Origin of the sequence: Streptomyces sp. C36 (assembly GCF_040932295.1) — a bacterium.
Taxonomy (GTDB): Bacteria; Actinomycetota; Actinomycetes; order Streptomycetales; family Streptomycetaceae; genus Streptomyces; species Streptomyces triculaminicus.
This window is the reverse complement of sequence record NZ_JBFQGI010000003.1, coordinates 716,809-739,081: the sequence shown is the minus strand read 5'-3', so window position 1 is coordinate 739,081 and position 22,273 is coordinate 716,809. Positions and strand designations below refer to the sequence as shown.

Genomic DNA, 22,273 nt, shown 5'->3' with positions numbered 1-22,273 from the left:
GCCTCCGCCGCTCAGATCCGTTCGATGATCGTGACGTTGGCCTGGCCGCCGCCCTGGCACATCACCTGCAGGCCGTAGCGGCCGCCGGTGCGCTCCAGTTCGTGCAGGAGCGTGGTCATCAGCCGGGCGCCGCTCGCGCCCAGCGGGTGGCCGAGGGAGATCGCGCCGCCGTTGACGTTGACCCGGCCGGGGTCGGCGCCGGTCTCGTGGGTCCAGGCCAGCACCACGGAGGCGAACGCCTCGTTGATCTCGACGAGGTCGATGTCGTCGAGCGTCATGCCGGCCCTCTTCAGCGCGTACGCGGTCGCGGGGATCGGCGCGGTCAGCATGCGGATGGGGTCCTCGCCGCGGACGGACAGGTGGTGGATCCGGGCGCGCGGGGTCAGGCCGTGGTCCCGCACGGCGCGCTCGCCCGCCAGCAGCAGGACGGCGGCGCCGTCGGATATCTGGGAGGAGAGGGCGGCCGTCAGCCGCCCGCCGGACACGACGGGCTCGAGGGCGGCCATCCTGTCCAGGGTGGTGTCCCGGCGCGGCCCCTCGTCGGCGGTCATGCCGCCGTAGGGGGCGATCTCGCGGTCGAAGCGGCCCTCGTCGGCGGCGCGCACCGCCCTTCTGTGCGAGGCGAGGGCGAACTCCTCCATCCGCCCTCGGGTGATCCCCCATTTGTGGGCGATGAGTTCGGCGCCGTGGAACTGGTCGACGGGCCGGTCGCCGTAGCGTTCCCGCCAGCCGCGGGAGCCCGCGAACGGGCCCTGTGCCAGGCCCAGCGGCTCGGTGGCCCGGCGGGCGGCGTAGGCGATGGGGATCTGCGACATGTTCTGCACCCCGCCCGCCACGACGAGGTCCTGGGTGCCGGAGAGCACGGCCTGGGCGGCGAAGTGGACGGCCTGCTGGCCCGAACCGCACTGCCGGTCGACGGTGACGCCGGGCACCTCCTCCGGCAGGCCCGCCGCCAGCCAGCTCGTGCGGGCGATGTCGCCGGCCTGCGGCCCGACCGCGTCGAGGCAGCCGAGGACGACGTCCTCCACCGCGGCCGGGTCCACGCCCGTGCGGTCCATCAGCGCCCGCAGCACGTGCGCACCCAGGTCGGCCGGGTGGACGGCGCTCAGGCCGCCGCCCCGCCTGCCGACGGGTGTGCGGACCGCTTCGACGATGTATGCCTCGGCCATGGCCTGCTCCTCGGTGCTCGGTTCGTACGGCTCCGGGTTCGTGCGGCTCTTGGTGCGCGCGGTTTCGGGTGCGTAAGGCTCTAGATGCGCGCGGCTCTAGGTGCGTACGGCGATCCCGTCCAGGACCATCGACAGGTACTGCCGGGCGATCTCCTCGGGGCTGTGCGCGCCGCCCGGCCGGTACCACGACGCCGCCACCCACACCGTGTCGCGCACGAAGCGGTAGGCGAGGCGGACGTCGAGGTCGGCGCGGAACGTCCCGTCGGCGACGCCGCGTTCGAGCGTGCCCAGCCATGCCCGCTCGAACTTCCGCTGGGACTCGGCGAGGTAGCCGAAGCGTGGCCTGCCGGCGAGGTCCTTGGCCTCCCGCTGGTAGATGGCGACGGCCGCGCGGTGCCGGTCGATCTCCCGGAAGGACTCGGTGACCAGCGCCTCGAGGGTCTCGCGGGGCCCGAGCCGGGCGGCGAGCACGGCGTCGTAGCCGGCCCAGAGCTCGTCGAGGAAGGTGGAGAGGATCTCGTCCAGCATCGACTCCTTGGAGTCGAAGTGGTAGTAGAGGCTGCCCGCGAGCAGGCCGGCGGCGTCGGCGATGCGACGGACGGTGGTGGCGGTGTAGCCCTGCGCGGCGAACACCTCGGCCGCCGTCGCGAGCAGTTCCCCGCGCCGCCCGGGGGCCTGCTTGTCGGTGGTGGTCTTCTTGCTGATCGGCACGCTCTCATTGTCGGTCACGTTCTTTCACGATCACGCGCGCTGGCTGCTGACGGCCACGGTCTCGCCCGTCATGTACGAGGAGTAGCCGCTGGCCAGGAAGACGATGACGTTGGCGACCTCCCACGGCTCGGCCGCCCGCCCGAACGCCTCGCGCCGGGCCAGCTCGGCCAGCAGCCCGGGGGCGGCGACCCGGTCCAGGTGGGGGTGGGCGGCCAGGCTGGGCGAGACGGCGTTGACGCGTACGCCGTAGGCGGCGGCCTCCACCGCCGCGCAGCGGGTGAGCGCCATGACGCCGGCCTTGGCGGCGGCGTAGTGGGCCTGCCCGCGCTGGGCGCGCCAGCCCACGACGGAGGCGTTGTTGACGACGATCCCGCCCGCGCCGCTCGCCCGCATGCGGCGCAGGGCGGCGCGGGTGCAGCGGAACGTGCCGTGGAGCGTGACGTCGAGGACCCTGTCCCACTGCTCGTCGGTCATGTCCACGAGCTCGGCGGTGCCGCCCAGGCCGGCGTTGTTGACGAGGATGTCGAGGGGGCCGTGCCGCTCCTCGGCGAGGTCGAGGAGCGCGGCGACCTGCGTCTCGTCGGTGACGTCGCAGACCGTTCCGGCGACGCGCGCCGCGCCGAACTCCCCTGCCAGCGCGGTGACGGTGTGCGTGAGGCGGCGGGCGTGGACGTCGCCGAGGACGACACCGGCGCCCTCCTCGAGGAAGCGGCGGGCGGTGGCCCCTCCGATGCCGGTGCCGGCGGCGGCGGTGATGACCGCGGTGCGGCCGGACAGCAGCTCGTGGGCGGGGGGACGGGGCGGCGGGCCGAAGCTCTCGACGCTGCTCATGACCGTACGTTAACCTACCAAACACTTGTTAGGGAAGGATGGTTGATGACCACTGACCCTGTGAACACCGGCCCCGTGAACACCGGCCCTGCGACCGCCGACCCTGTGACCGCCGATCCCGTGGTGCGCTACGAACGCCTCGGCCCCGTCGCGACGATCACGATGAACCGGCCCCGGTACCGCAACGCCCAGAACTCCCGCATGACGTACGCCCTGGACGACGCCTTCGGCGCGGCCGCGGCCGACGACGGGGTCAGGGTGGTCGTCCTCGCCGGGGAGGGCGACCACTTCTCGGCGGGGCACGACATCGGCACACCGGAGCGGGACGCGCACCTGCCGTTCGCGCGCCGGGCGGGGCTGTGGTGGGACCACACGGCCGCGGCGGGCGCCGAGGGGCGTTTCGCCCGGGAGTCCGAGGTGTACCTGGGCATGTGCCGCCGGTGGCGCGAGCTGCCCAAGCCGGCGATCGCCCGGGTCCAGGGCGCCTGCGTGGCGGGCGGGCTGATGCTGGCGTGGGTGTGCGACCTGATCGTGGCGAGCGAGGACGCCTTCTTCGCCGACCCGGTGGTGCGGATGGGCATCCCCGGCGTCGAGTACTTCGCCCACCCGTGGGTGATGCCCCCGCGCGTGGCGAAGGAGTTCCTCTACACCGGCGACCGGATGAGCGCGCGGCGCGCGTACGAGATCGGCATGGTCAACCGCCTGGTGCCGCGCGGCGAACTGACCGAGCACACCGCCGCGTTGGCCGAGCGGGTGGCGCGCATGCCGCGCATGGGGCTGGCCCTGGCGAAGCGGGCCGTGAACCAGGCCGAGGACCTGCAGGGCCTGCACGCCGGGCTGGACTCGGCGTTCGCCCTGCACCACCTGGCGCACGCGCACAACGCGGAGACCGCCGCCGACCCGCTCGGCGGGATGGACGTGCGCGCCATGAAGGACGCCTGATGGACCCCTGCCTCCCCCCGGGCACGGAGGCCTTCCGCGCCGAGGCCCGCGCCTGGCTGGCAGGGCACGTGCCCCGCGCGCCGCTCGCGTCGCTCGAGACGGAGCGGGGCTTCGACGAGCACCGGGAGTGGGAGCGGACGCTGCACGCGGGGGGCTGGTCGGTGGTCTCCTGGCCCCGGCGCTTCGGCGGCCGGGATCGCTCGCCGGCGGAGTGGCTGGTCTTCGAGGAGGAGTACTGGGCCGCGGGCGCCCCGGCCCGGGTGTCGCAGAACGGCGTATGCCTCCTCGCCCCCACGCTCTTCGAGCACGGCACGGACGAGCAGCGCGAGCGGATCCTGCCGCCGATGGCGAGCGGGGAGACCGTCTGGGCGCAGGCGTGGTCCGAGCCCGGGGCGGGCTCGGACCTCGCCGCGCTGCGGTCGGCGGCCCGGCGCACCGCGGGCGGCTGGCTGCTGAGCGGGCACAAGACGTGGTCGTCGCGGGCGGCCTTCGCCGATCGGGCGTTCGGGCTGTTCCGCAGCCATCCCGCCGGTCCGCGGCCGCAGGACGGGCTGACGTACGCGATGTTCCCGCTGGACACCGACGGCGTGACCGTGCGGCCGATCGGCCGCCTCGACGGCAAGCCGGCCTTCGCCGAGATCTTCCTCGACGACGTCTTCGTGCCGGACGCCGACATCGTCGGCGAGCCGGGCCGGGGCTGGCGCGTCGCGATGAGCACGGCGGGCAGCGAGCGCGGCCTGACCCTGCGCGCCCCCGGCCGCTTCGTCGCCGCCGCCCGGCGGCTCGTGGCGCTGTGGCGTACGGCCGCCGACCCCGGGGACACGGCCCTGCGCGACCGCGTCGCGGACGCGGTGATCCGCGCGCGTGCCTACCAGTTGTACGGCTACGCGCTGGCCGCCCGGCCGGCGGCGGGCGCGACCGCGGCGGAGGCGAGCCTGACCAAGGTCTTCTGGTCCGAGCTGGACCTCGCGCTCCACGAGACGGCCCTGGACCTGCTGGGCCCGCACGGGGAGCTCGCGGACACGGCGGACGAGGCCCCGCGGGGCGGCGGCTGGGCGGAGGGCTGGACCTTCGCCCTCGCCGGGCCGGTGTACGCCGGGACGAACGAGATCCAGCGCGACGTCATCGCGGAGCGGCTGCTGGGGCTGCCGAGGGGACGTCGGGCCGGCGCCGGGCCGGCGGAAGCCGCCCCCCGGCGACGTGGCGCCCCGGGTGGCGGCTTCCGCGTCCCCGCCGGGTTCCCGCTGGATGCCGGCCAGGCGGACTTCTCGCGCACGCTGGACCGGATGTTCGCGGCGTCCGGCACGGCGGCCGCGGTACGGGCCTGGGCGCGCGGCGAGCGGAAGCCGGGGCTCGCGCTGTGGGAACGGGCGGCCGGGGCCGGGGTGTTCGCCCTGGCCGTGCCCGAGGCGTACGGCGGCGTCGGGCCGCTGCCGGTGGAACTGGGCGCGGCCTTCGTGGAGTTGGGCCGTCACTGCGTGCCGGGTCCGCTGGTGGAGACGGTCGCGGCCGCCGTCCTGCTGAGCGGGCTCGCGGAGTCGGGAGAGGCGGCGCCGGCGAAGCGGTGGCTGCCGAGCCTGTGCGCGGGCGACGCGATCGCCACGCTGACGCCGCCGGGCGGAGGCCCGTACGTGCTGGACCCGGACGCGGCGCGGCTGGTGTTCACCGTCACCGGCGACGGGGACGCGCTGCGCCTCGCGGATGACCACGGCCCCGTACAGCCCTCCCTCGACCCCGCCAGGCGGCTCGCCCGGCCGCACGGAGGCGGGGAGCTCGTCGCCGCGGGACCCGCCATGCGAAAGGCGGTGGAGCACGCCGCCGCGTGGGCGGCGTACGCGACGGCCGCCCAGGCCCTCGGGGTGGGGCTGGCGCTGCTGGAGAAGGCGGTCTCCTATGCCGGGGAGCGCCGGCAGTTCGGGGTGGCGATCGGGTCGTTCCAGGCGGTCAAGCACCGGCTGGCAGACACGCTGATCGGCCTGGAGTTCGCCGGACCGCTGCTGCACGGCGCCGCGCGGGCCCTCGCCGCGGGCGACAGCCCGCACGACGGGCCGGCCGGCGACCTGGCCGACGTGGCGGCCGCCAAGGCCGCCGCCTGCGACGCCGCGTACGCGGCCGCGCGCACCGCGCTGCAGGTCCACGGCGCGATCGGCTACACGAGCGAGCTCGATCTGTCGCTGTGGATCGGCAAGGCCAGGGCGCTGAGGACGGCATGGGGGACGCCGGCGGAGTGCCGGAGCAAACTGTTTCACATATAAAACACCTGCTAACGTTCTGGCCATGCCGAAGCTGTCGAAGCCCCTGCCCGCCCGGCCCCTGCCCTTGCCCCTGCGCGGCCTCGTGCGGCTGCGGCCGGCCGCCGACATCTGGCACAAGGCGGCCTTCAGCGCGGCCGTGGCGATGGCGGTGCCCGACCTCGTCCTGCTCGCGCTCGGCCGCCTCGACCTGGTGCTCTACACCGCCGCCGGCGCCCTGTGCGCCCTGTACGGGCACGACCGGCCGTACGCCGCGCGCGCCCGTACCGTGGCCTGGGTGGTGCTGGCGACCGTCGCGGGCGTGGGCGCCGCCCTGACCGGCGCCGCGCTCCTCCCCTCCGCCCCGCTGCTCGTCCTGGGTGCCGCGCTGCTGGCCGCCGTGCACAAGGTGGTGTGCGACGCGACCCGGATCGGGCCGCCCGGCAACGTCGTGCTCACCTTCGTCACCTCGAGCGCCTTCTTCGTCCCCCAGCGGATCGGCGAGGTGCCCGGCCATCTCGGCCTCGTCCTGGCGGCCGGGGCGCTCGCCTGGCTGGTCTGCATGGCGCCCGCGCTGGTGCGGCCGTACGGGCCGGAGCGGATCGCCGCCGCCCGCGCGCTGGAGGCGGCGGCCGGCCTGCTGCGCGCGGAGGCCGCCGACGCGGCGCCGGCCCGCCACGCCACGGCCGCCGCGGTGAGCGCGGCCCGGCGGGCGCTCGGCGGCGACACCACGTCGCGCGACGCACTGCGGCGGGCGGTGGCCCGCGCGGACGCCGCCCTGACGGCCGGACCGGCCGACCCGGCCGAGGCCGAGCGGCTGCTGGCCCAGGCGCGCGGGTTGCGCGGCGGGGGCGCCCTCGGCGCCCGGCTGCGCGCCCACGCCCATCTGGCCCCCGCCGGCGTACGCGTGGCCACGGGCGCGACGCTGGCCGGGTGGGCCTCGCTCGCGCTCGGCAGCCACCACCCCTACTGGGCCGTGGTGACCGCGGCCGCGGTGGTCCAGGCGAACACCACCGCGACATGGCAGCGCGCGGTGCAGCGCGCGCTCGGCAACCTGCTCGGCCTGCTGCTCTTCACGGCCGTGCTCCCCCTCGCCCGGTCGGGAGAGGTCGCGCTGGTGCTCCTGACCCTCCTCCTGCAGATCGGCGCCGAGGCGTTCATCGCCCGGAACTACTGGCTGGGCAGCGTGTGCGTCACCCCGATGGCCCTACTGCTGGGCGAGTTCGGCGGCCCGCACCCGGCCGGGGCGCTGGTCGCCGACCGCTGGACGGACACCCTGGTGGGGGTGGCGCTGGGACTGGCGGTGTGCGCGCTGGTCACCAACCGGCGGGCGGCCGGGCGGGTCCACGAGGCCCTCGGGCGGGCGACGGCCGCGCGGGCGGCCGCCGAGGCCGCGGCGGCCGGCCCGTGCTCCGCCGACGAGGCCCGAGCGGCGCGGGACCGGCTGGGCGCCGCGCTGCTCGCGCTGCGGGAGGCCGTGGACGTCGCGGCGGGCGAGTGGTGGCAGGCCGCGTGGCCGCGGCGGCGGGCGGCCGAGGAGGAACGGGAGGGCTACCGGGCGCTGGCGGCGCTCGGCGCCGGGGCCCGTCCGGCCGCGGACGACGCCGCGCCCCCGCACGGGCGGGGGGCCCGGCGGCCTCTTCACGCCGCGGACGGCAGAATCTGAGGCGGACCGTCGTACGAACCGGAGAGGACCGACACCGTGGCCGAGGACATCGTCGCGCGCGTGCTGCGCCAGTGGCAGCAGGTCCATCCCGGGCTCGACACCGCGCCGATGGCCGTGATCGGCAGGCTCAACCGCTGCGCCGCGCTGCTGCAGCAGGCGGCCGACGCGCCGCTGGTGCGGGAGGGGCTCACGCGGGCCGAGTTCGACATCCTGGGGACGCTGCGCCGCACGGGCCGTGAGCTGACGCCCGGCCAGATCGCACGGGAGACCTTCGCGTCGGGGGCGGCGGTCACCAAGCGGCTGCGGGTGCTGGAGGAGCGGGAGCTCGTCACCCGCCGCCCCGACGACCGCGACCGGCGGATGGCCCACCTCTCGCTCACGGACGCCGGCCGCGAGATGATCGACCGGCTCATCCCCGACCAGCTCGCCTACGAGCAGGCGCTGCTCGCCGGCCTCGGCCAGGACCGCCAGGACGAGCTCGCGGGCACCCTCGCCGAGCTGCTGGTCCTCCTCGAGGGCCGGCTCGGCGGCCTCCAGCCCTGAGCCGCCCGCCCGTACGGGCACGAACCCAACCAGAGAGCCGCATACCCCGCCGGGTATGCGGCTCTCGGTGTTCCCTCCCTCGCCGCGGACACACCCCGGGGGCATAACATCCCTGAGATACTCCCTAGGGGTATAGTCGGCGCCCGACCGGCCCTCCCACTCGAGGTGATCGCCGGAGCCGCCATGGAGTTCTCCTCCGTCTTCGTCGTCGGCAACAGCCTCCGCCGGCGCCGCTACTCCCCCGCCCACTGAGCCCGCGCGGCCGGCTCGCACAGCCCGGGCGTCGTGAAAAGGGCCGTAGGTGGCATATTCCTGCCACCGACGGCCCTTGAGCGACGGCTTCCGCCGCAAGAGGCTGGGACCATGAATGATCTTCTTCGTACCGGTGTCGTGCTTCCCGCTACGGACCGCCGCCCGCCCCACAGCGTGCTGGTGATCGGCACTCACCCCGCGGACATCGCCCTGCACGCCGGCGGCACCCTCGCGCGGTGGGTCGAGCGCGGCACCCGCGCGACCTACTGCGTCCTCACCGGCCCGGACGGCGAGGACGGCACGCCCGCGGAGCTCCGCCGGGCCGGGCAGCGCCTGGCCGCGAAGCTCTGCGGCGTCACGGACGTGCGCTTCCTCGGCCGCGGGGAGCTGGCCGCGGTGGTCCGGGACCTACGCCCCGGGCGGGTGCTCGCGCCGGGGACGGATCCGCTGGAGGAGTGGGCGGAGCTCGAGGCCGTCCCGGAGCTGTGGCTGACGGACGCCCCCGAACCCAACCAGTACACGGACGTCACGGCCGTCCTGGAGCGCAAGCTGGACGCGCTGCGGTCGGACGCCGCCTGGGCCGCGTCCGGTGCGGACCCCGAGGAGCGGCTGCGCGAGCGGCTCGCCGCGCACGCCCGGGCGGGCGGGCTGCCGCAGGGGCGCCTCGCCGAGGCGTTCCAGGTCCTGCGGCCCGTACGGCGCAGGCCCTGACCCGGCGCGGTCAGGGCGCGGAGGTCGGCATGGCCGGGGCCACCGCGGGGGCGTTGTACTTCTTGTCGCACAGCAGGTCCGGGATCTTCTTCCCCGCGCCGACGAGGTCCACCCGGACCTGCTCCGGCCTCAGGCCGCCGGGCACGGTGTTGTGGGCCGCCGTGCACACCAGCTGGGCGCGGGCGACGGGCGAGAGCCGGGTCACGTCCAGGGGCAGGGTGACGGTGACCCTGCCCACGGCGGAGAGGACCTCGAAGCGGCCGCCGATCCGGGGCAGTTCGGAGTAGAGGCCGCGCATCTTCTCGGCCTCGTTGGGGCCGGCCAGCAGCAGCGGCACCGCCTCCTCGGCGCTGACCTCCGCGTCGGCCGGGCGGTTGACCATCTGGACGCCGCCCGGGAAGCCGAAGTAGAGCCGGACCTCCGGGGTCTTCACGCCCGGCCGCCTGACGCCCTGGGCCGGCTGGCCCACCTCCACGACCTCGGTCGGCTCGATGCCGCAGGCGGCCAGCGGCGCGGCGAGCGACCCCAGCAGCAGCGCGGCGGCCGCCGCGCGTCGTGCCTTCACTTCTCGTCGCCTCCTCGCCGCAGCGGGAGGTCGACGGTGAACACCGCTCCGCCCCCGGCCATGTTGGCCGCCCGCACGGTGCCGTCGTGCAGGCGTACGTTCTCCATGGTGATGGCGAGGCCGAGGCCGCTGCCCTCCGAGCGGACGCGGGCGGCGTCCGCCTTGAAGAACCGCTCGAAGACGTGCGGCAGCACCTCGGGGTCGATGCCCTCGCCCCGGTCCGCGATCTCGATCAGCAGCCGCTCGCCCTCGCCGTGCGGCCTGACCCGGACCGCGACGCTCACCGGCTCCCCACCGTGGCGCAGCGCGTTGCCGACGAGGTTGGCGACCACGACGTCGATGCGGCGCGGGTCCAGCCGGGCCCGTACGTCCTCGGGCAGGTCGGCCCGCACCTTGTCCTGCCAGCCGCGGGCCTGGAGGGTCTTGCGGACGGTCTCGGCGACGTCGACCTCGTCCAGGTGCAGGGCGGCGGCGCCCGCGTCGAAGCGGGAGATCTCCATCAGGTCCTCGACCATGCGGGCGAGCTTGCCGGTCTCCTGGCTGATGAGGCGGACGGCGTAGGCGGTGTCGGGGTCGAGGGTGGCGGCGTCCTCGTCGAGGACGTCGACGACGGCGGTCATGGCGGCGAGCGGGGTGCGCAGTTCGTGGGAGACGTCGGCGGCGAAGCGCCGGGAGTTGGCCTCCATGCGGCGCAGTTCGGCCACGTTCTCCTCCAGGGCGGCCGCCATGTCGTTGAAGGTGCGCGAGAGGTCGGCGAGTTCGTCGCGCCCGGTCACCTTCAGCCGGGTGTCGAGCCGGCCGTCGGTGATCTGCTGGGTGGCGCGGCGCAGCTCGCGCACGGGCCGCAGCACGCCGCGCGCGGCGACCAGGGCGGGCACCACGGCCAGCGCGATGGCCGGCAGGGCCCCGCGCTGGGCGGCCTTCACCAGCGCCGAGACGTTGACCTCGTCCTCGCGCAGCGGCACATGGGCGTAGACCTCGAGGCCGGACATCTGGCCGCCGTCGCCGCTGAAGGCCACGGGCAGGCCGATGACGAGCCACGGCTTGCCGGCGCTGTCGACGCGCTGGAAGGACGCGATGCCGGCGCGCACCTTCGTGCGCACGCCGTCGGGAACCGTCCTGCCCACCGCCCGGGTGCCGGGGACGACGGGCTCGTCGCGGTAGCGGGCCTGGACGACCCAGTGCTGGGCCTGGCCGGCCCGGTCGAGGTTCTGGGTGAACTTGACCAGGTCGCCGGTCCGCGGCGGGAAGGTCAGTTCGGGGGCCTGGGAGTTGACCTGGGCCCGCAGCTGCTGCACGGCCGTGTCCTGGGTGCGCTTGAGGATCGCGGTACGGGCCTCGCGGAAGGTCAGGGCGGCGGTGGTCAGCGCGCTGAGCGCGGCGACCAGCAGGAACGCCACGACGAGCCGGGCGCGCAGCCCGCGGGCGAGGGTGCGCAGGGCGGGGCGGCGCCAGGTGGGCCGGCGCAGGGCGGGGCGGCGCAGGGCGGGGCGTCGTATCGCCGGGCGGCGCAGGACCGGTCGTCTCACCGTCGTTCCGCTAGCTCTGGACGGGGCCGAAGCGGTAGCCGAAGCCGCGCACGGTCTGGATGTACTTGGGGGAGCGGGTGGACTCCTCGACCTTGGTGCGCAGCCGCATCACGCAGGCGTCGACCAGGCGGGCGTCGCCGTGGTAGCTGTGCTCCCAGACGTGCTCGAGGAGTTGCTGGCGGCTGAAGACCCGGCCGGGGGTGGCGGACAGGTACAGCAGGAGCTTCATCTCGGAGGGGGCGAGCGCGAGGTCCTGGCCGTGCTTGGAGACAAGGAGGCCGGCGCGGTCGATGGTGAGGTCGCCGTGCGACTCGGCCGCGGCCGGGACGAGCGCCGGGTCCGGGCCGCCGTCGACGGGCGCCGCGCGGCGCAGCACGGCGCGGATGCGGGCCTCGAGGACCTCGCCGCGGGCGGGCTTGACGATGTAGTCGTCGGCCCCGGCTTCCAGGCCGAGGACGACGTCGATGTCGTCGCCGCGGGCGGTGAGCATGATGATGGGGATCTGCTGGGTGGCCCGGATGCGGCGGCAGACCTCGAAGCCGCTCAGGTCGGGCAGCATCAGGTCGAGCAGCACCAGGTCGGGACGGAAGGCGTCCAGGGCCGCCAGCCCGGCTCCGCCGGTGGGCGCGGCCTCGACTTCGTGGCCGCGGCGGCGCAGGGTGAGGGTGACCCCATCCCGTACGGCCCGGTCGTCCTCGATCAGAAGCACGCGTGACATGCGAACAGTATCGGTCGTTCGAACACACGAATGCGCCCGGAGCGGTCGGAGCGGGGGAACTGTCACCGACTTCTCATATTCCCCACCAGCCCCAACACCCCCTCAGCCACCGATGTGCCGCAGGAGCAGGGACCGGAAGTCCCGGTCGAAGGCCTCATAGCGCAGGCGCAGCCGGTCGCCGGGCCAGTCGGCGGGCAGCAGGGCGGGGGGCAGGACAGGGTCGGACAGCAGGTGGCGCAGCACGGCGGCGGAGACGGTGAAGCGCCCCGCCAGGCCGCCGGGCCGGTCCGGCGGCGCCTCGAGCGCCGCCTCCAGGGCCCGGGCCCGGCGGGCCCAGCCGGCCAGGTCCCACAGGGCGGCGGCGAGGGTCGCGGGGTCGCCTTCGGGGGCTCCGGCGAGCAGGGTGCACTGCTCGGTGACGACCGCGGGCCGCCCGTCGCGCACCAGGTTCGCGGGCCGCAGCCAGCAGCCCTCGCGCAGCTCGGCCAGGCGCAGCGCCGCCATGGCCTGGCGCAGCGCGGCACGGTCGGGGGCGGCGCGCCGCTCGGGGGTGACCACGGCGATCTCCCAGGAGCCGTCCCAGGGGCGGGTGCGCGGGGCGCGGCTGTCGTCCTGGCGGGCCTGGCGGGCGAGGAGGCGGTCGGTGAGCCGGTACGCGCCGTCGCGCTGCTCCAGGTCCCCGGCGGCCACCATCCGGGTCAGCGCGGTGCGGACGGTGCCCTCGGCGGTGCCGAACAACTCGCCGACGCGCACCAGCGCACGGGCGGGCAGCGCGGGCGGGTGGTGGCCCAGCAGGGTCGAGAGCACGACCGAGCGTGCGGTCAGCGGCCGCAGGGTGAGCGGTTCGGGCGCTTGTGTGTCATCCATGGCTGACGAAACCCTATCCATTACAGTCTCGCATCACGCATCATGAAACTGTAATACCGACCGCATGCCCGCCGCCGTACCCGCCCGGAGGTCGCCGTGAGCCCCACGCACGACGTGTTCAACCAGGCCCCGCCCCTGACCGGCTTCTCCACCGCCGACGACCCCGCCCTGCTCGAGGCCCTGCGGCGCGACGGCGGCGGCTGGGGCGAGGCCGAGGTCCGCGAGCTGGGCGCGCGGGCCGGCTCGCCCGAGGTGCAGGACTGGGCCCGCATGGCGGAGGCCAACCCGCCCGTGCTCCACACCCACGACCGGTTCGGCCACCGCCTCGACGAGGTCGAGTTCCACCCGGCCTGGCACCAACTGATGGCCGCCGCCGTGGAGAGCGGGCAGCACGCGGCCCCCTGGACCGAGGCCCGCCCGGGCGGACACCTGGTGCGGGCGGCGAAGTTCTACGCCTGGGCGCAGGCGGAGGCCGGCCACGGCTGCCCCGTCTCCATGACCTACGCCGCCGTGCCCGCCCTGCGCGCCCAGCCGGAACTCGCCGCCGCCTACGAGCCGCTGCTGGCCTCCCGCACGTACGACTACGGCCTGCGCCCCCCGCTGGGGAAGCGCGGCCTGATCGCGGGCATGTCGATGACGGAGAAGCAGGGCGGCTCGGACGTACGGGCCAACACCACGACGGCCGTGCCGACGGGCGACGGCACGTACGTGATCACCGGGCACAAGTGGTTCACGTCCGCGCCGATGAGCGACGTCTTCCTGGTCCTGGCGCAGACCGAGCAGGGGCTGACGTGCTTCCTGATGCCGCGGGTGCTGCCCGACGGCACCCGCAACGCCATCCGGCTGCAGCGGCTGAAGGACAAGCTCGGCAACCGCTCCAACGCCTCGTCGGAGGTCGAGTACGAGCAGGCCGTGGCCTGGCCCGTCGGCGAACCGGGCCGCGGGGTGCGCACGATCGTCGAGATGGTCAACATGACCCGGCTCGACTGCGTGATCGGTTCGGCCGCGGGCATGCGCGCCGGGCTGCGGCAGGCGCTGCACCACACCGCGCACCGCCGGGCGTTCGGCGCCGAGCTGATCGACCAGCCGCTGATGCGCAACGTCCTGGCGGACCTGGCCGTCGAGTCGGAGGCCGCGACGGTGCTGGCGATGCGGCTCGCCGCCGCGCTGGACCGCTCGGAGGCGGGGGACGCCGCGGAGGCGGCGCTGCGCCGCCTCGGCCTGGCGGCGGGCAAGTACTGGGTGTGCAAGCGCGGCAGCGCGCACGCCGCCGAGGCCCTCGAGTGCCTGGGCGGCAACGGCTACGTGGAGGACTCCGGCATGCCCCGGCTCTACCGGGAGGCGCCCCTGCTGTCGATCTGGGAGGGCTCCGGCAACGTCGCCGCGCTGGACGTGCTCAGGGTGCTGACCAGGGAACCGGACGCCCTGGAGGCCTACTTCGCCGAGGTCGGCCTGGCCTCCGGGGCGGACCCACGCCTCGACGCCGCCGCCGCGCACCTGCGCGATCTGCTGGGCACGCTCTCCGACCCCCGCCGGGCCCAGCTCGCGGCCCGCCGCGTGGCCGAGCGGCTCACGCTCGTGCTCCAGGGCAGCCTGCTGGTGCGCCACAGCACCCCGGCGGTCGCGGACGCGTTCTGCGCCTCACGGCTCGGCGGGGACTGGGGACAGGCGTTCGGCACGCTGCCCGGCGGCACGGACCTGGGCGCGGTGCTGGAGCGGGCGAGGACCGAGGACGCCAAGGCCGGAGCGTGACAGGGACGTCGGCGTCCTGACGACAGGACCGACGTCAACACGTGACGCGTCTTCATCCCATCGAGGGAATTGGGCCGGATGGGTGAGTGAGGCGGCCGCGAGGATCGCAAGATCCCCGTCGTGACGGGATGGCTTCGGGCGGCAGGCACCGGTTTCGCGGCCTTGGCCGCCGTGCTGGCGACGGCGGGCGCGGCGCACGCCGCCCCGGCGCCGCCACTCCCCCTGCCGGGCGGCGTCCGGGCCTCGGCGAGCGCCGTGGTGCGACTGAACCCCCTGTACGTGTGCGTGACCGCCGACGCGCGGGCCCTCGGCGGCGCGGTGACCGCGCACGCCCGTCTCCTCTGCCCGCCCGCGGGGGCCCCCGCGCCGCCCGCACCGGCGCCACCCGCGCCCGCTCCTCCCGCTCCGGCACCGCCCGCGCCGGGCGCCCCACCGGCGCCCGCGCCGCCCGCTCCCGCGCCCCCGGCCCCCGCGCCCCCCGCGCCCCCCGCGCCGGCACCACCCGCACCTGGAGCACCTCCCGCCCCGGCACCACCGGCGCCCGCGCCTCCCGCACCTGGGGCACCACCGGCCCCGGCTCCGGCCCCGCCCGCGCCTGCCCCGCCCGCTCCCGCACCACCGGCACCACCCGCCCCCGCGCCACCCGCGCCCGCACCGCCGCCCGCCCCTGCCCCGCCGGCGCCCGCGCCCCCGGCGCCTCCCGCGCCCCCCGCGCCCGGGCCCGTACCGCCGCCCGGCGCCCCCGCGCCGAACCCTCCGCCGGCCGCACCTCCGGCCGCTCCCCCGCAGGCGCGCCCCGCACCACCGGCAGAGGCACCGGCACCCGCGCCCGCACCGGCTCCGGCGCCGGGAGAGCGTTCCACGCCGCCGTCGCCCTCGCCGACCCCGCCCCGGGCCTCGTCCCCGCCCGTCCGCGTGCGCGCGCTGCCGCGTACGTACCGCCAGCCGGTGTCCGAACCCGTCGTCCGTGGCACGTCCGTGGTCACGTTCACGCTCATGCTCACGGCGCCGGCCGTTCTGACGGCCGCGTTGCTGCGGCCGCGCGGCAGCGGTCGTCGCGGCCGCTGACGCCCGCCGTCACCCCGCCCCTGTCACCCCGCCCCGTGCTCGATCCCGGAGGTTCCCTTGTCCGAGTGGCTGGTTCTGGCCATCGCCATGGCCGCGGCCTGTGCCGTCGTCCTGACCATCACCGTGCTCAGGGAACGCAGGCTCGGCGATGACGACGACCCGAGCGAGACGCCCGACGTCATCGAGTACATGACGATGATGGTCGGCGTGGTCTATGCCATCGTGCTGGGCCTGGCCATCGCCGGGGTGTGGGAGGCCCGCAACGCCGCGCAGGACACCGTGCGCGTCGAGGCGCAGGCCTTGCACGAGGTCACCGAGCGGGTGCGGGTCTACGCGCCCGAGGCCCGTGACCGCACGCGCAAGGACGTCGAGGCCTATGTGAACTACGTGCTCGACGAGGAATGGCCCGTGGTCCTCGAGGAGGGTGAACTGACCGACAAGGGCACCGAGCTGCTGGAGAAGGTGCGGGAGGACGTCACCTCGTACCGGCCGCGCGACGACTTCGAGAGCCAGTCCTACCAGCCGCTGGTGGACCAGGTAGGCGCCGCGGACGCGGCCCGCACCTCGCGGGGCCTGGCGGCCGGGCCCACGATGCCGGGCGTGGTGTGGTTCGGGCTGATCGGCGGGGCGCTGGTGTGCGTGGGGCTGATCTTCACGCTGCAAATCAGGCGGTCACCGCGAGAACTGCTGCTGGCGGGCGTCTACAGCGCAATGATCGCCTTTCTCCTCTTCCTCATCTGGGACTTCAACTCGCCGTTCGGGCACTCCGTGGCGGACTCCACGGGCCCGTTCAGCGATCTGTTCTCCACCTGACGGGCAGGTGGGTGAGCCCGTTCTGGAAGTTGGACGTCAGCCGGACCGGTTCGCCCGCCCGCTCCAGGCCGGGCAGCCGGTCCACGGCCGCGCGCAGCATGGCGCGCGTCTGCGTGCGCGCGAGGTGGGCGCCCAGGCAGAAGTGCGGCCCGAAGCCGAAGCTGAGGTGGTCGTTGGGGGTGCGGGTGATGTCGAAGCGGTCGGGGTCGTCGAAGACGCGCTCGTCGCGGTTGGCCGAGACGTGGTAGACGACGACCTTCTCGCCGCGCCGGACGTGCCGGCCGCCGAGCTCGGTGTCGCGGGTGGCGGTGCGCCGGAAGTTCATCACGGGCGGCCAGTGGCGCAGCGTCTCCTCCACCGCCGACGCGGTCAGCTCCGGCCGCCGACGCAGCGCCTCGTACTGCCCAGGATGGTCGAGGAGCGTCAGCAGGGCGCCGGGGACGCCGTTGCGCAGCGTCTCGTTCCCGGCCACCGCGAAGAGGAAGAACATGTTCTCGAACTCGGCTCGGCTCAGGCCTCCTTCGCGCATGCGGGCCATGACGCTGCCGGGGCGGGGCCGGTCGGCGAGCGCGTGGGCGTAGGCGAACATGTCGGCCAGCGCCTCGCGTGAGCGCGGGTTGAGGGGCGTGCCGTCGGCCCTGACCGGCGACGCGGGCCGTTCGGCGAGGGCCGCGCGGCCCATGGGGGTGAGCTCCGCCGGGTCGGCGGTGTGCGAGGCGGCGTGCTCGGGGTCCTGGTAGCCGATGACGCGGTTCGACCAGTCGACGAGCAGCCGCCGGTCCTGCTCCGGCACGCCCATCACCTGGGCGAGGGTCCACACGGGCAGGTCGGCGGCAAGCTCCACGAAGTCGGCGGCGCCTTGACGGGCGACGGCGCCGACGAGGGCGTGGGCGCGGGCCTCGACCACCGCCTCCAGCTCGCGCACGGCGCGCGGGGTGAAGGCGGCGGCAACGATGCGGCGCTGACGGGCGTGGGCGGGCGGGTCCTGGTTGAGCATCATCGCCCGCACGAAGTCCAGGTCACCGGGGGTGTCCGGGTCGCGGATCTGGGTGGCGCCCAGGTGGGAGGAGAAGAGGCCGGGGGTGCGCAGGACGTGTTTGACGTCGGCGTGCCGGAAGACGGCCCAGTAGCCGGGGCCGGCGGGCCAGGGGCCGACCGCCGGTTCCGGGACGCGGCACACGGGGCTGGTTTCGCGCAGCTCGCGGAAGAGGGCGTGGGGGACGCCCCGGGCGTAGGCCGCGGGGTCGAACACGGCGGCGGGGTCGTGTGCGGTCACGGGCCGGACCGTACGTCCTCCCCTGGCGGGGGCGTCAAGGGCTGGCCACAATGTGTGCGTGACCAGGAGTCCGCTTCGTCCCCCTGCGGGGGACGCGTTCCGGCCCGGCCCGCGCATCCCCCGGATTGACCGGTTCCAGTCTGGCTCCGCGACGCTCCGACTGGGCGCGGCCTTTTGGGGGTACGGAGCAACGGACAGGAGGTAGCAAGCGTGACCGAATGCTTTGCTGACAAGGAAGGCCTCACGAGGCCGGTCGGCGAGTCGGAAGCCGACGCGTACGTGCGGGGCATCTGCTTCAAGACCGGGCCGCCCCGCCTTCTGGGTGCCGAGCTCGAATGGCTCGTCCACGACGCGCACGACCCGACGCGCCCCGTCGCCCCGCACCGTCTGGCCACGGCCGCCGAGCGAGTGGGTGCGCTGCCGCTCCGCTCGGTGTTCACGGTCGAGCCCGGCGGCCAGCTGGAGTTCAGCTCCCAGCCCGCGCGGTCCCTCACCGAATGCGTCGAGGACCTCTCCGCCGACCTCGCCCTGGCCCGCCCGGTCCTGCGGGAGCTGGACCTGGTCCTCGCGGGGTACGGCAAGGAGCCGTGGTGCGAACCCCCGCGCGTGCGGAGCAACTCCCGCTACAACGCCATGGAGATCTACTACGACCGGATCAACGGCGCCGGGCGCAACGTGATGTGCCGTACCGCGTCGGTGCAGGTCTGCGTGGACGCCGGGGAGGAGGATCCCGGGCCGCAGTGGTACCGGCGGCGCTGGCGGCTGGCCCACCAGCTGGGCGCGGTGCTCTCCGCCGCCTTCGCCAACTCCCCGCTGCACCTGGGCCGCCCCAGCGGCTGGCGCTCCAGCCGGCAGGCCTGCTACGCGCGCATGGATCCCGGCCGCACCCTGGCCCCGGTCGACGACCTCGACCCGCGGGCCGCCTGGGCGGAGTACGCGCTCGACGCCAATGTGATGTTCATACGGTCCGAGGGTGAGCCATGGGCCGTACAGCGGGGGCTGGCCCTGCGCCAGTGGACCCGCACGGGCCTGCCCCGGCCGGCCACCACCGACGACGTGGCCTACCACCTGACCACGCTGTTCCCACCGATAAGGCCGCGCGGCCATCTCGAGCTGCGCATGATCGACGCGCAGCCCGGGGACGACGGCTGGATCGTCCCGCTCGCCGTGACCGCCGCGCTCTTCGACGACCCCTCGGCGGCGGAGACCGCCCTGCTGGCCGTCAAGGGCCTGGGGGACATGCCGAGCGCGCAGCCGCCGCCGCGCAACGCCCTGTGGCGCAGGGCGGCCCGGCACGGCATGAGCGACCCCGAGCTGCACGCCGCGGCCGCGGTGTGCTTCGCGGCGGCCCGCGAGGCGCTGCCCCGGCTCGGTGCGCGACGGGCGGTGCTCGACGCCGTCGACGAGTTCACCGCCCGGTACGTCGACCGGGGCCGGTGCCCCGCGGACGATCTGCTCGACAGGGTCACGGGCGGGGAGGTCCGTCCATGACCGCAGCCCCGATGCCGGACCCCGGCGGGCTTCGGGAGCGCGCCGCGAGCGCCCTGATCGGCGCTCGCGAGCGTACCCGCCTGCTGACCGGCTGTGTCGACGAGCGCGAGCTGACCGCCCAGCACTCGCCGCTGATGTCCCCCCTGGTGTGGGACCTCGGGCACATCGGCAACCAGGAGGAGCAGTGGCTGCTGCGCGCGGTGGCCGGGCAGGAGCCGCTGCGCCCCGCGATCGACTCCGTGTACGACGCCTTCGAGCATCCGCGCGCCGAGCGGCCGTCCCTGCCGCTGCTGACGCCGAAGGAGGCGCGGGCGTACGTAGCGGACGTCCGTAGCAGGGTCCTGGACGTCCTGGACGCCGCGCCGGCCGACGGCGACGGCGGCCCGCTGACGCAGTCCTGCTTCGCGTTCGGCATGATCGCCCAGCACGAGCAGCAGCACGACGAGACCATGCTGATCACCCATCAGCTGCGCCGGGGCCCGGCCGCCCTCACCGCCCCCGAGCCGCCGCCCGCCGCGCCGGACACCGCCCTGCTGCCAGCGGAGATCCTCGTCGAGGGCGGGCCGTTCACGATGGGGACGTCCACCGAGCCCTGGGCGCTGGACAACGAACGCCCCGCCCACCCCTGCTTCGTCCCCTCCTTCTTCATCGACACGCTGCCGGTCAGCAACGGCGCCTACCTGCGCTTCATCCAGGACGGCGGCTACGAGGACCCGCGCTGGTGGCACCCGGAGGGCTGGGACCAGGTGCGCCGGCACTCCCTCGCCGCGCCGCTGTTCTGGCGGCGCGAGGGCAGCACGTGGACGCGCCGGCGGTTCGGCGTCGAGGAGCCCGTGCCCGAGGCCGAGCCGGTGCTGCACGTCAGCTGGTACGAGGCCGAGGCGTACGCGGCCTGGGCGGGGCGGCGGCTGCCGACGGAGGCGGAGTGGGAGAAGGCGGCCCGCCACGACCCGGTCTCCGGCCGCTCGCTGCGCTACCCGTGGGGCGACGAGGACCCCACCCCCGAGCACGCCAACCTCGGCCAGCGGCACCTTCGCCCGGCGCCCGTCGGCGCCTACGCGCGCGGCGCCTCGCGGCGGGGGGTGCGGCAGCTGATCGGGGACGTGTGGGAGTGGACGGCCAGCGACTTCCTGCCGTATCCGGGCTTTCGCGCCTTCCCCTACCGCGAGTACTCCGAGGTCTTCTTCGGCCCCGGGCACAAGGTCCTGCGCGGCGGGTCCTTCGCCGTGGACCCGGTGGCCTGCCGGGGGACGTTCCGCAACTGGGACCTGCCGGTCCGGCGGCAGATCTTCTCCGGCTTCCGCACCGCACGCGACGCGGAACCGACCTGATGTGCCGTCATATCGCGGTCCTGGGGCCGGACGCCCCGCTCGCCGAGACCCTGGTGGAGCCTCCGCACTCCCTCGTCCACCAGTCCTGGGCGCCGCGCAGCATGGCGAGCGGCACGGTCAACGCGGACGGCTTCGGCGTCGGCTGGTACGCCCCGGGGGATCCGGTGCCCGCGCGGTACCGCCGGGCCGGGCCCATCTGGGGCGACGAGTCGTTCGCCGACATCGCCCGGGTCGTCAGGTCCCGGGCGCTGATCGCGGCGGTCCGCGACGCCACCCTCGGCGGCGCGGACGGGGAGGCCGCCGCGGCCCCCTTCGCGAGCGGCCCCTGGCTGTTCAGCCACAACGGCGCGCTGGCGGGCTGGCCGGACTCGGCGGCGCCGCTGGCCACCCTGCTGCCACCCGAGGCGCTGCTGCGGCTGACGGCGCGCAGCGACTCCGCGTTCGTCTGGGCGCTGGTGGAGCGGCGGCTGCGGGCCGGCGAGGGCCTCGGCCCGGCGCTGGCCGGGGCCGTGACGACGCTGGCCCAGGCCGCGCCCGGCTCGCGCCTGAACCTGCTGCTGACCGACGGTGCCGCCATCGCCGCCACGACCTGGGGCGACTCCCTGTGGTACCTCGCGGGCGGCGGCCGGGGCCGCACGGTCGTGGCCTCCGAGCCGTACGACGACGACCCCCGCTGGAGACAGGTCCCCGACCGCAGCCTCCTGACCGCCGACCGCTCGGGCGTCGGCGTCCGTCCCCTGGCGCCGCCACACGCCCCGCCGCCGCGCCGTGCCCCGCATCCCCCGGAATTCCCGCGCAAGGAGCCCGTTCAGTGAGCCCGTTCGTCCTCACCCGCACCCTTCCCCTCGACGCGACGGCCGCCGCGCTGCGCGCGGACGTCTCCGAGGGCCTGGCCCGCTCGCCCAAGGTGCTCCCGCCGAAGTGGTTCTACGACGCCCGGGGCAGCGAGCTGTTCGACGAGATCACCCTGCTGCCCGAGTACTACCCCACCCGCGCCGAGCGCGAGATCCTCATCGCGCGCGCCGGCGACATCGCCGCCGCCACCCGTGCCCGCACGCTGGTGGAGCTGGGCTCCGGCTCCTCGGACAAGACCCGTCATCTGATCGAGGCCCTGTCCGGCCTGGAGTGCTACGTTCCGGTCGATGTCAGCGAGAGCGCCCTGCGCGGCGCCGCCGCGACACTGCTGGCCGAGCACCCGGCGCTGACCGTGCACGCCCTCGTCGCCGACTTCCAGTACGGCCTCGCCCTGCCCGCGGACCTCCCCGGGCCGCGCCTGGTCGCCTTCCTCGGCGGCACCATCGGCAACCTCCTCCCACCCGAGCGGGCCACCTTCCTGGCCGGCCTGCGCTCCCGCCTCTCCCCCGGCGACGCGCTCCTGCTGGGCACCGACCTGGTCAAGGACCCGAGCGTGCTCGTACCGGCCTACGACGACGCGGCGGGCGTCACCGCCGCCTTCAACAAGAACGTCCTCTCCGTCATCAACCGCGAACTGGGCGCCGACTTCGACCCTGACGACTTCGACCACGTGGCGCTGTGGGACGCCCGGCGGGAATGGATCGAAATGCGGCTGCGGGCCCGCGTGCCCGTGGTGGCGAAGATCCCCGCGCTGGACCTCGCGGCGCACTTCGAGGCGGGCGAGGAGCTGCGCACGGAGGTCTCCGCGAAGTTCCGCCAGGAGGGCGTACGGCGCGAACTCGCCGCCGCCGGACTGGAGCTCACCCACTGGTGGACCGACGCGCAGGGCCGCTTCGCGCTGTCCCTGTCGGTGCCGGCACCGCATCCGTTCCACGCCGGTTAGCCTCCCTGA

At 75.4% G+C, this 22,273-nt stretch carries 19 protein-coding genes and 1 pseudogene; 12 read left to right on the top strand and 8 right to left on the bottom strand.

Annotated features, from left to right (window positions below):
- Positions 1-11: 11 nt before the first annotated feature.
- The 3 genes from AB4K12_RS13050 to AB4K12_RS13040 all read right to left on the bottom strand — a co-directional run bounded on the left by AB4K12_RS13050 (position 12) and on the right by AB4K12_RS13040 (position 2,711).
- A complete protein-coding gene (locus AB4K12_RS13050) occupies positions 12-1,169 on the bottom strand; it encodes an acetyl-CoA C-acetyltransferase (RefSeq protein WP_368434352.1) in 1,158 nt (385 codons plus the stop codon).
- Positions 1,170-1,265: 96 nt separating this feature from the next.
- Positions 1,266-1,880 carry a TetR/AcrR family transcriptional regulator gene (locus AB4K12_RS13045; protein WP_086570683.1) on the bottom strand — a complete coding sequence of 205 codons (615 nt, stop codon included), beginning with the start codon at positions 1,878-1,880 and terminating at the stop codon, positions 1,266-1,268.
- 30 nt (positions 1,881-1,910) lie between these two features.
- On the bottom strand, positions 1,911-2,711 hold the full coding sequence (locus tag AB4K12_RS13040) for an SDR family oxidoreductase (protein WP_368434351.1): 801 nt from the start codon (positions 2,709-2,711) through the stop codon (positions 1,911-1,913).
- Positions 2,712-2,756: 45 nt separating this feature from the next.
- On the opposite strand from AB4K12_RS13040, the gene AB4K12_RS13035 reads away from it, so the two are divergent.
- From AB4K12_RS13035 to AB4K12_RS13010, 6 genes and pseudogenes are all read left to right on the top strand, one after another.
- Positions 2,757-3,653, top strand: a complete 897-nt coding sequence (locus tag AB4K12_RS13035; protein ID WP_368434350.1) for an enoyl-CoA hydratase — start codon at positions 2,757-2,759, stop codon at positions 3,651-3,653.
- Positions 3,653-4,816, top strand: a pseudogene (locus tag AB4K12_RS13030) (acyl-CoA dehydrogenase family protein); the annotation flags it as partial. The gene AB4K12_RS13035 and the pseudogene AB4K12_RS13030, both read left to right, overlap by 1 nt.
- Before the next feature lie 123 nt (positions 4,817-4,939).
- Positions 4,940-5,908, top strand: coding sequence for an acyl-CoA dehydrogenase family protein (locus tag AB4K12_RS13025; protein ID WP_368434461.1), 969 nt, complete (start codon positions 4,940-4,942; stop codon positions 5,906-5,908).
- Positions 5,909-5,930: 22 nt separating this feature from the next.
- The gene (locus AB4K12_RS13020) at positions 5,931-7,550 is read left to right on the top strand and encodes an FUSC family protein (RefSeq protein ID WP_368434349.1); all 1,620 of its coding nucleotides are present in this window, start codon (positions 5,931-5,933) and stop codon (positions 7,548-7,550) included.
- A 36-nt stretch (positions 7,551-7,586) separates the two neighbouring features.
- Positions 7,587-8,093, top strand: coding sequence for a MarR family transcriptional regulator (locus AB4K12_RS13015; protein ID WP_362252746.1), 507 nt, complete (start codon positions 7,587-7,589; stop codon positions 8,091-8,093).
- Between the two features lie 363 nt (positions 8,094-8,456).
- A complete protein-coding gene (locus AB4K12_RS13010) occupies positions 8,457-9,056 on the top strand; it encodes a PIG-L deacetylase family protein (protein ID WP_368434348.1) in 600 nt (199 codons plus the stop codon).
- A 10-nt stretch (positions 9,057-9,066) separates the two neighbouring features.
- Here AB4K12_RS13010 and AB4K12_RS13005 read toward each other — a convergent pair whose 3' ends face one another.
- From AB4K12_RS13005 to AB4K12_RS12990, 4 genes are all read right to left on the bottom strand, one after another.
- Positions 9,067-9,621 (bottom strand): hypothetical protein, encoded by a 555-nt coding sequence (locus tag AB4K12_RS13005; RefSeq protein ID WP_368434347.1) that lies wholly within the window; start codon positions 9,619-9,621, stop codon positions 9,067-9,069.
- Positions 9,618-11,090 carry an ATP-binding protein gene (locus tag AB4K12_RS13000; protein WP_368434460.1) on the bottom strand — a complete coding sequence of 491 codons (1,473 nt, stop codon included), beginning with the start codon at positions 11,088-11,090 and terminating at the stop codon, positions 9,618-9,620. Before AB4K12_RS13000 ends, AB4K12_RS13005 begins: the two co-directional genes overlap by 4 nt.
- A 70-nt stretch (positions 11,091-11,160) precedes the next feature.
- On the bottom strand, positions 11,161-11,868 hold the full coding sequence (locus tag AB4K12_RS12995) for a response regulator transcription factor (protein ID WP_086572478.1): 708 nt from the start codon (positions 11,866-11,868) through the stop codon (positions 11,161-11,163).
- A 102-nt stretch (positions 11,869-11,970) separates the two neighbouring features.
- Positions 11,971-12,735, bottom strand: a complete 765-nt coding sequence (locus AB4K12_RS12990; RefSeq protein ID WP_368434346.1) for a PaaX family transcriptional regulator C-terminal domain-containing protein — start codon at positions 12,733-12,735, stop codon at positions 11,971-11,973.
- Positions 12,736-12,831: 96 nt separating this feature from the next.
- On the opposite strand from AB4K12_RS12990, the gene AB4K12_RS12985 reads away from it, so the two are divergent.
- Together AB4K12_RS12985 and AB4K12_RS12980 are read left to right on the top strand one after the other, a co-directional pair.
- Positions 12,832-14,487, top strand: coding sequence for an acyl-CoA dehydrogenase family protein (locus tag AB4K12_RS12985; RefSeq protein WP_368434345.1), 1,656 nt, complete (start codon positions 12,832-12,834; stop codon positions 14,485-14,487).
- Between the two features lie 1,125 nt (positions 14,488-15,612).
- Positions 15,613-16,368, top strand: coding sequence for a hypothetical protein (locus tag AB4K12_RS12980; protein WP_368434344.1), 756 nt, complete (start codon positions 15,613-15,615; stop codon positions 16,366-16,368).
- On the opposite strand, the gene AB4K12_RS12975 is transcribed toward AB4K12_RS12980, so the two are convergent.
- Positions 16,346-17,644, bottom strand: coding sequence for a cytochrome P450 (locus AB4K12_RS12975; RefSeq protein WP_368434343.1), 1,299 nt, complete (start codon positions 17,642-17,644; stop codon positions 16,346-16,348). The genes AB4K12_RS12980 and AB4K12_RS12975 overlap by 23 nt on opposite strands.
- Positions 17,645-17,854: 210 nt before the next feature.
- Between AB4K12_RS12975 and egtA the strand changes: the two genes are divergently transcribed.
- From egtA to egtD, 4 genes are read left to right on the top strand one after another with little or no spacing between them, the layout of a single operon-like run.
- Positions 17,855-19,135, top strand: a complete 1,281-nt coding sequence (gene egtA, locus AB4K12_RS12970; protein WP_368434342.1) for an ergothioneine biosynthesis glutamate--cysteine ligase EgtA — start codon at positions 17,855-17,857, stop codon at positions 19,133-19,135.
- Entirely contained in the window at positions 19,132-20,466 is a 1,335-nt protein-coding gene (egtB, locus tag AB4K12_RS12965; protein ID WP_368434341.1) for an ergothioneine biosynthesis protein EgtB, read from the top strand. Before egtA ends, egtB begins: the two co-directional genes overlap by 4 nt.
- Entirely contained in the window at positions 20,466-21,281 is an 816-nt protein-coding gene (gene egtC, locus AB4K12_RS12960; RefSeq protein WP_368434340.1) for an ergothioneine biosynthesis protein EgtC, read from the top strand. The genes egtB and egtC overlap by 1 nt, the downstream gene beginning before the upstream one ends.
- Positions 21,278-22,264 (top strand): L-histidine N(alpha)-methyltransferase, encoded by a 987-nt coding sequence (egtD, locus tag AB4K12_RS12955; protein ID WP_368434339.1) that lies wholly within the window; start codon positions 21,278-21,280, stop codon positions 22,262-22,264. The genes egtC and egtD overlap by 4 nt, the downstream gene beginning before the upstream one ends.
- Positions 22,265-22,273: the final 9 nt, after the last annotated feature.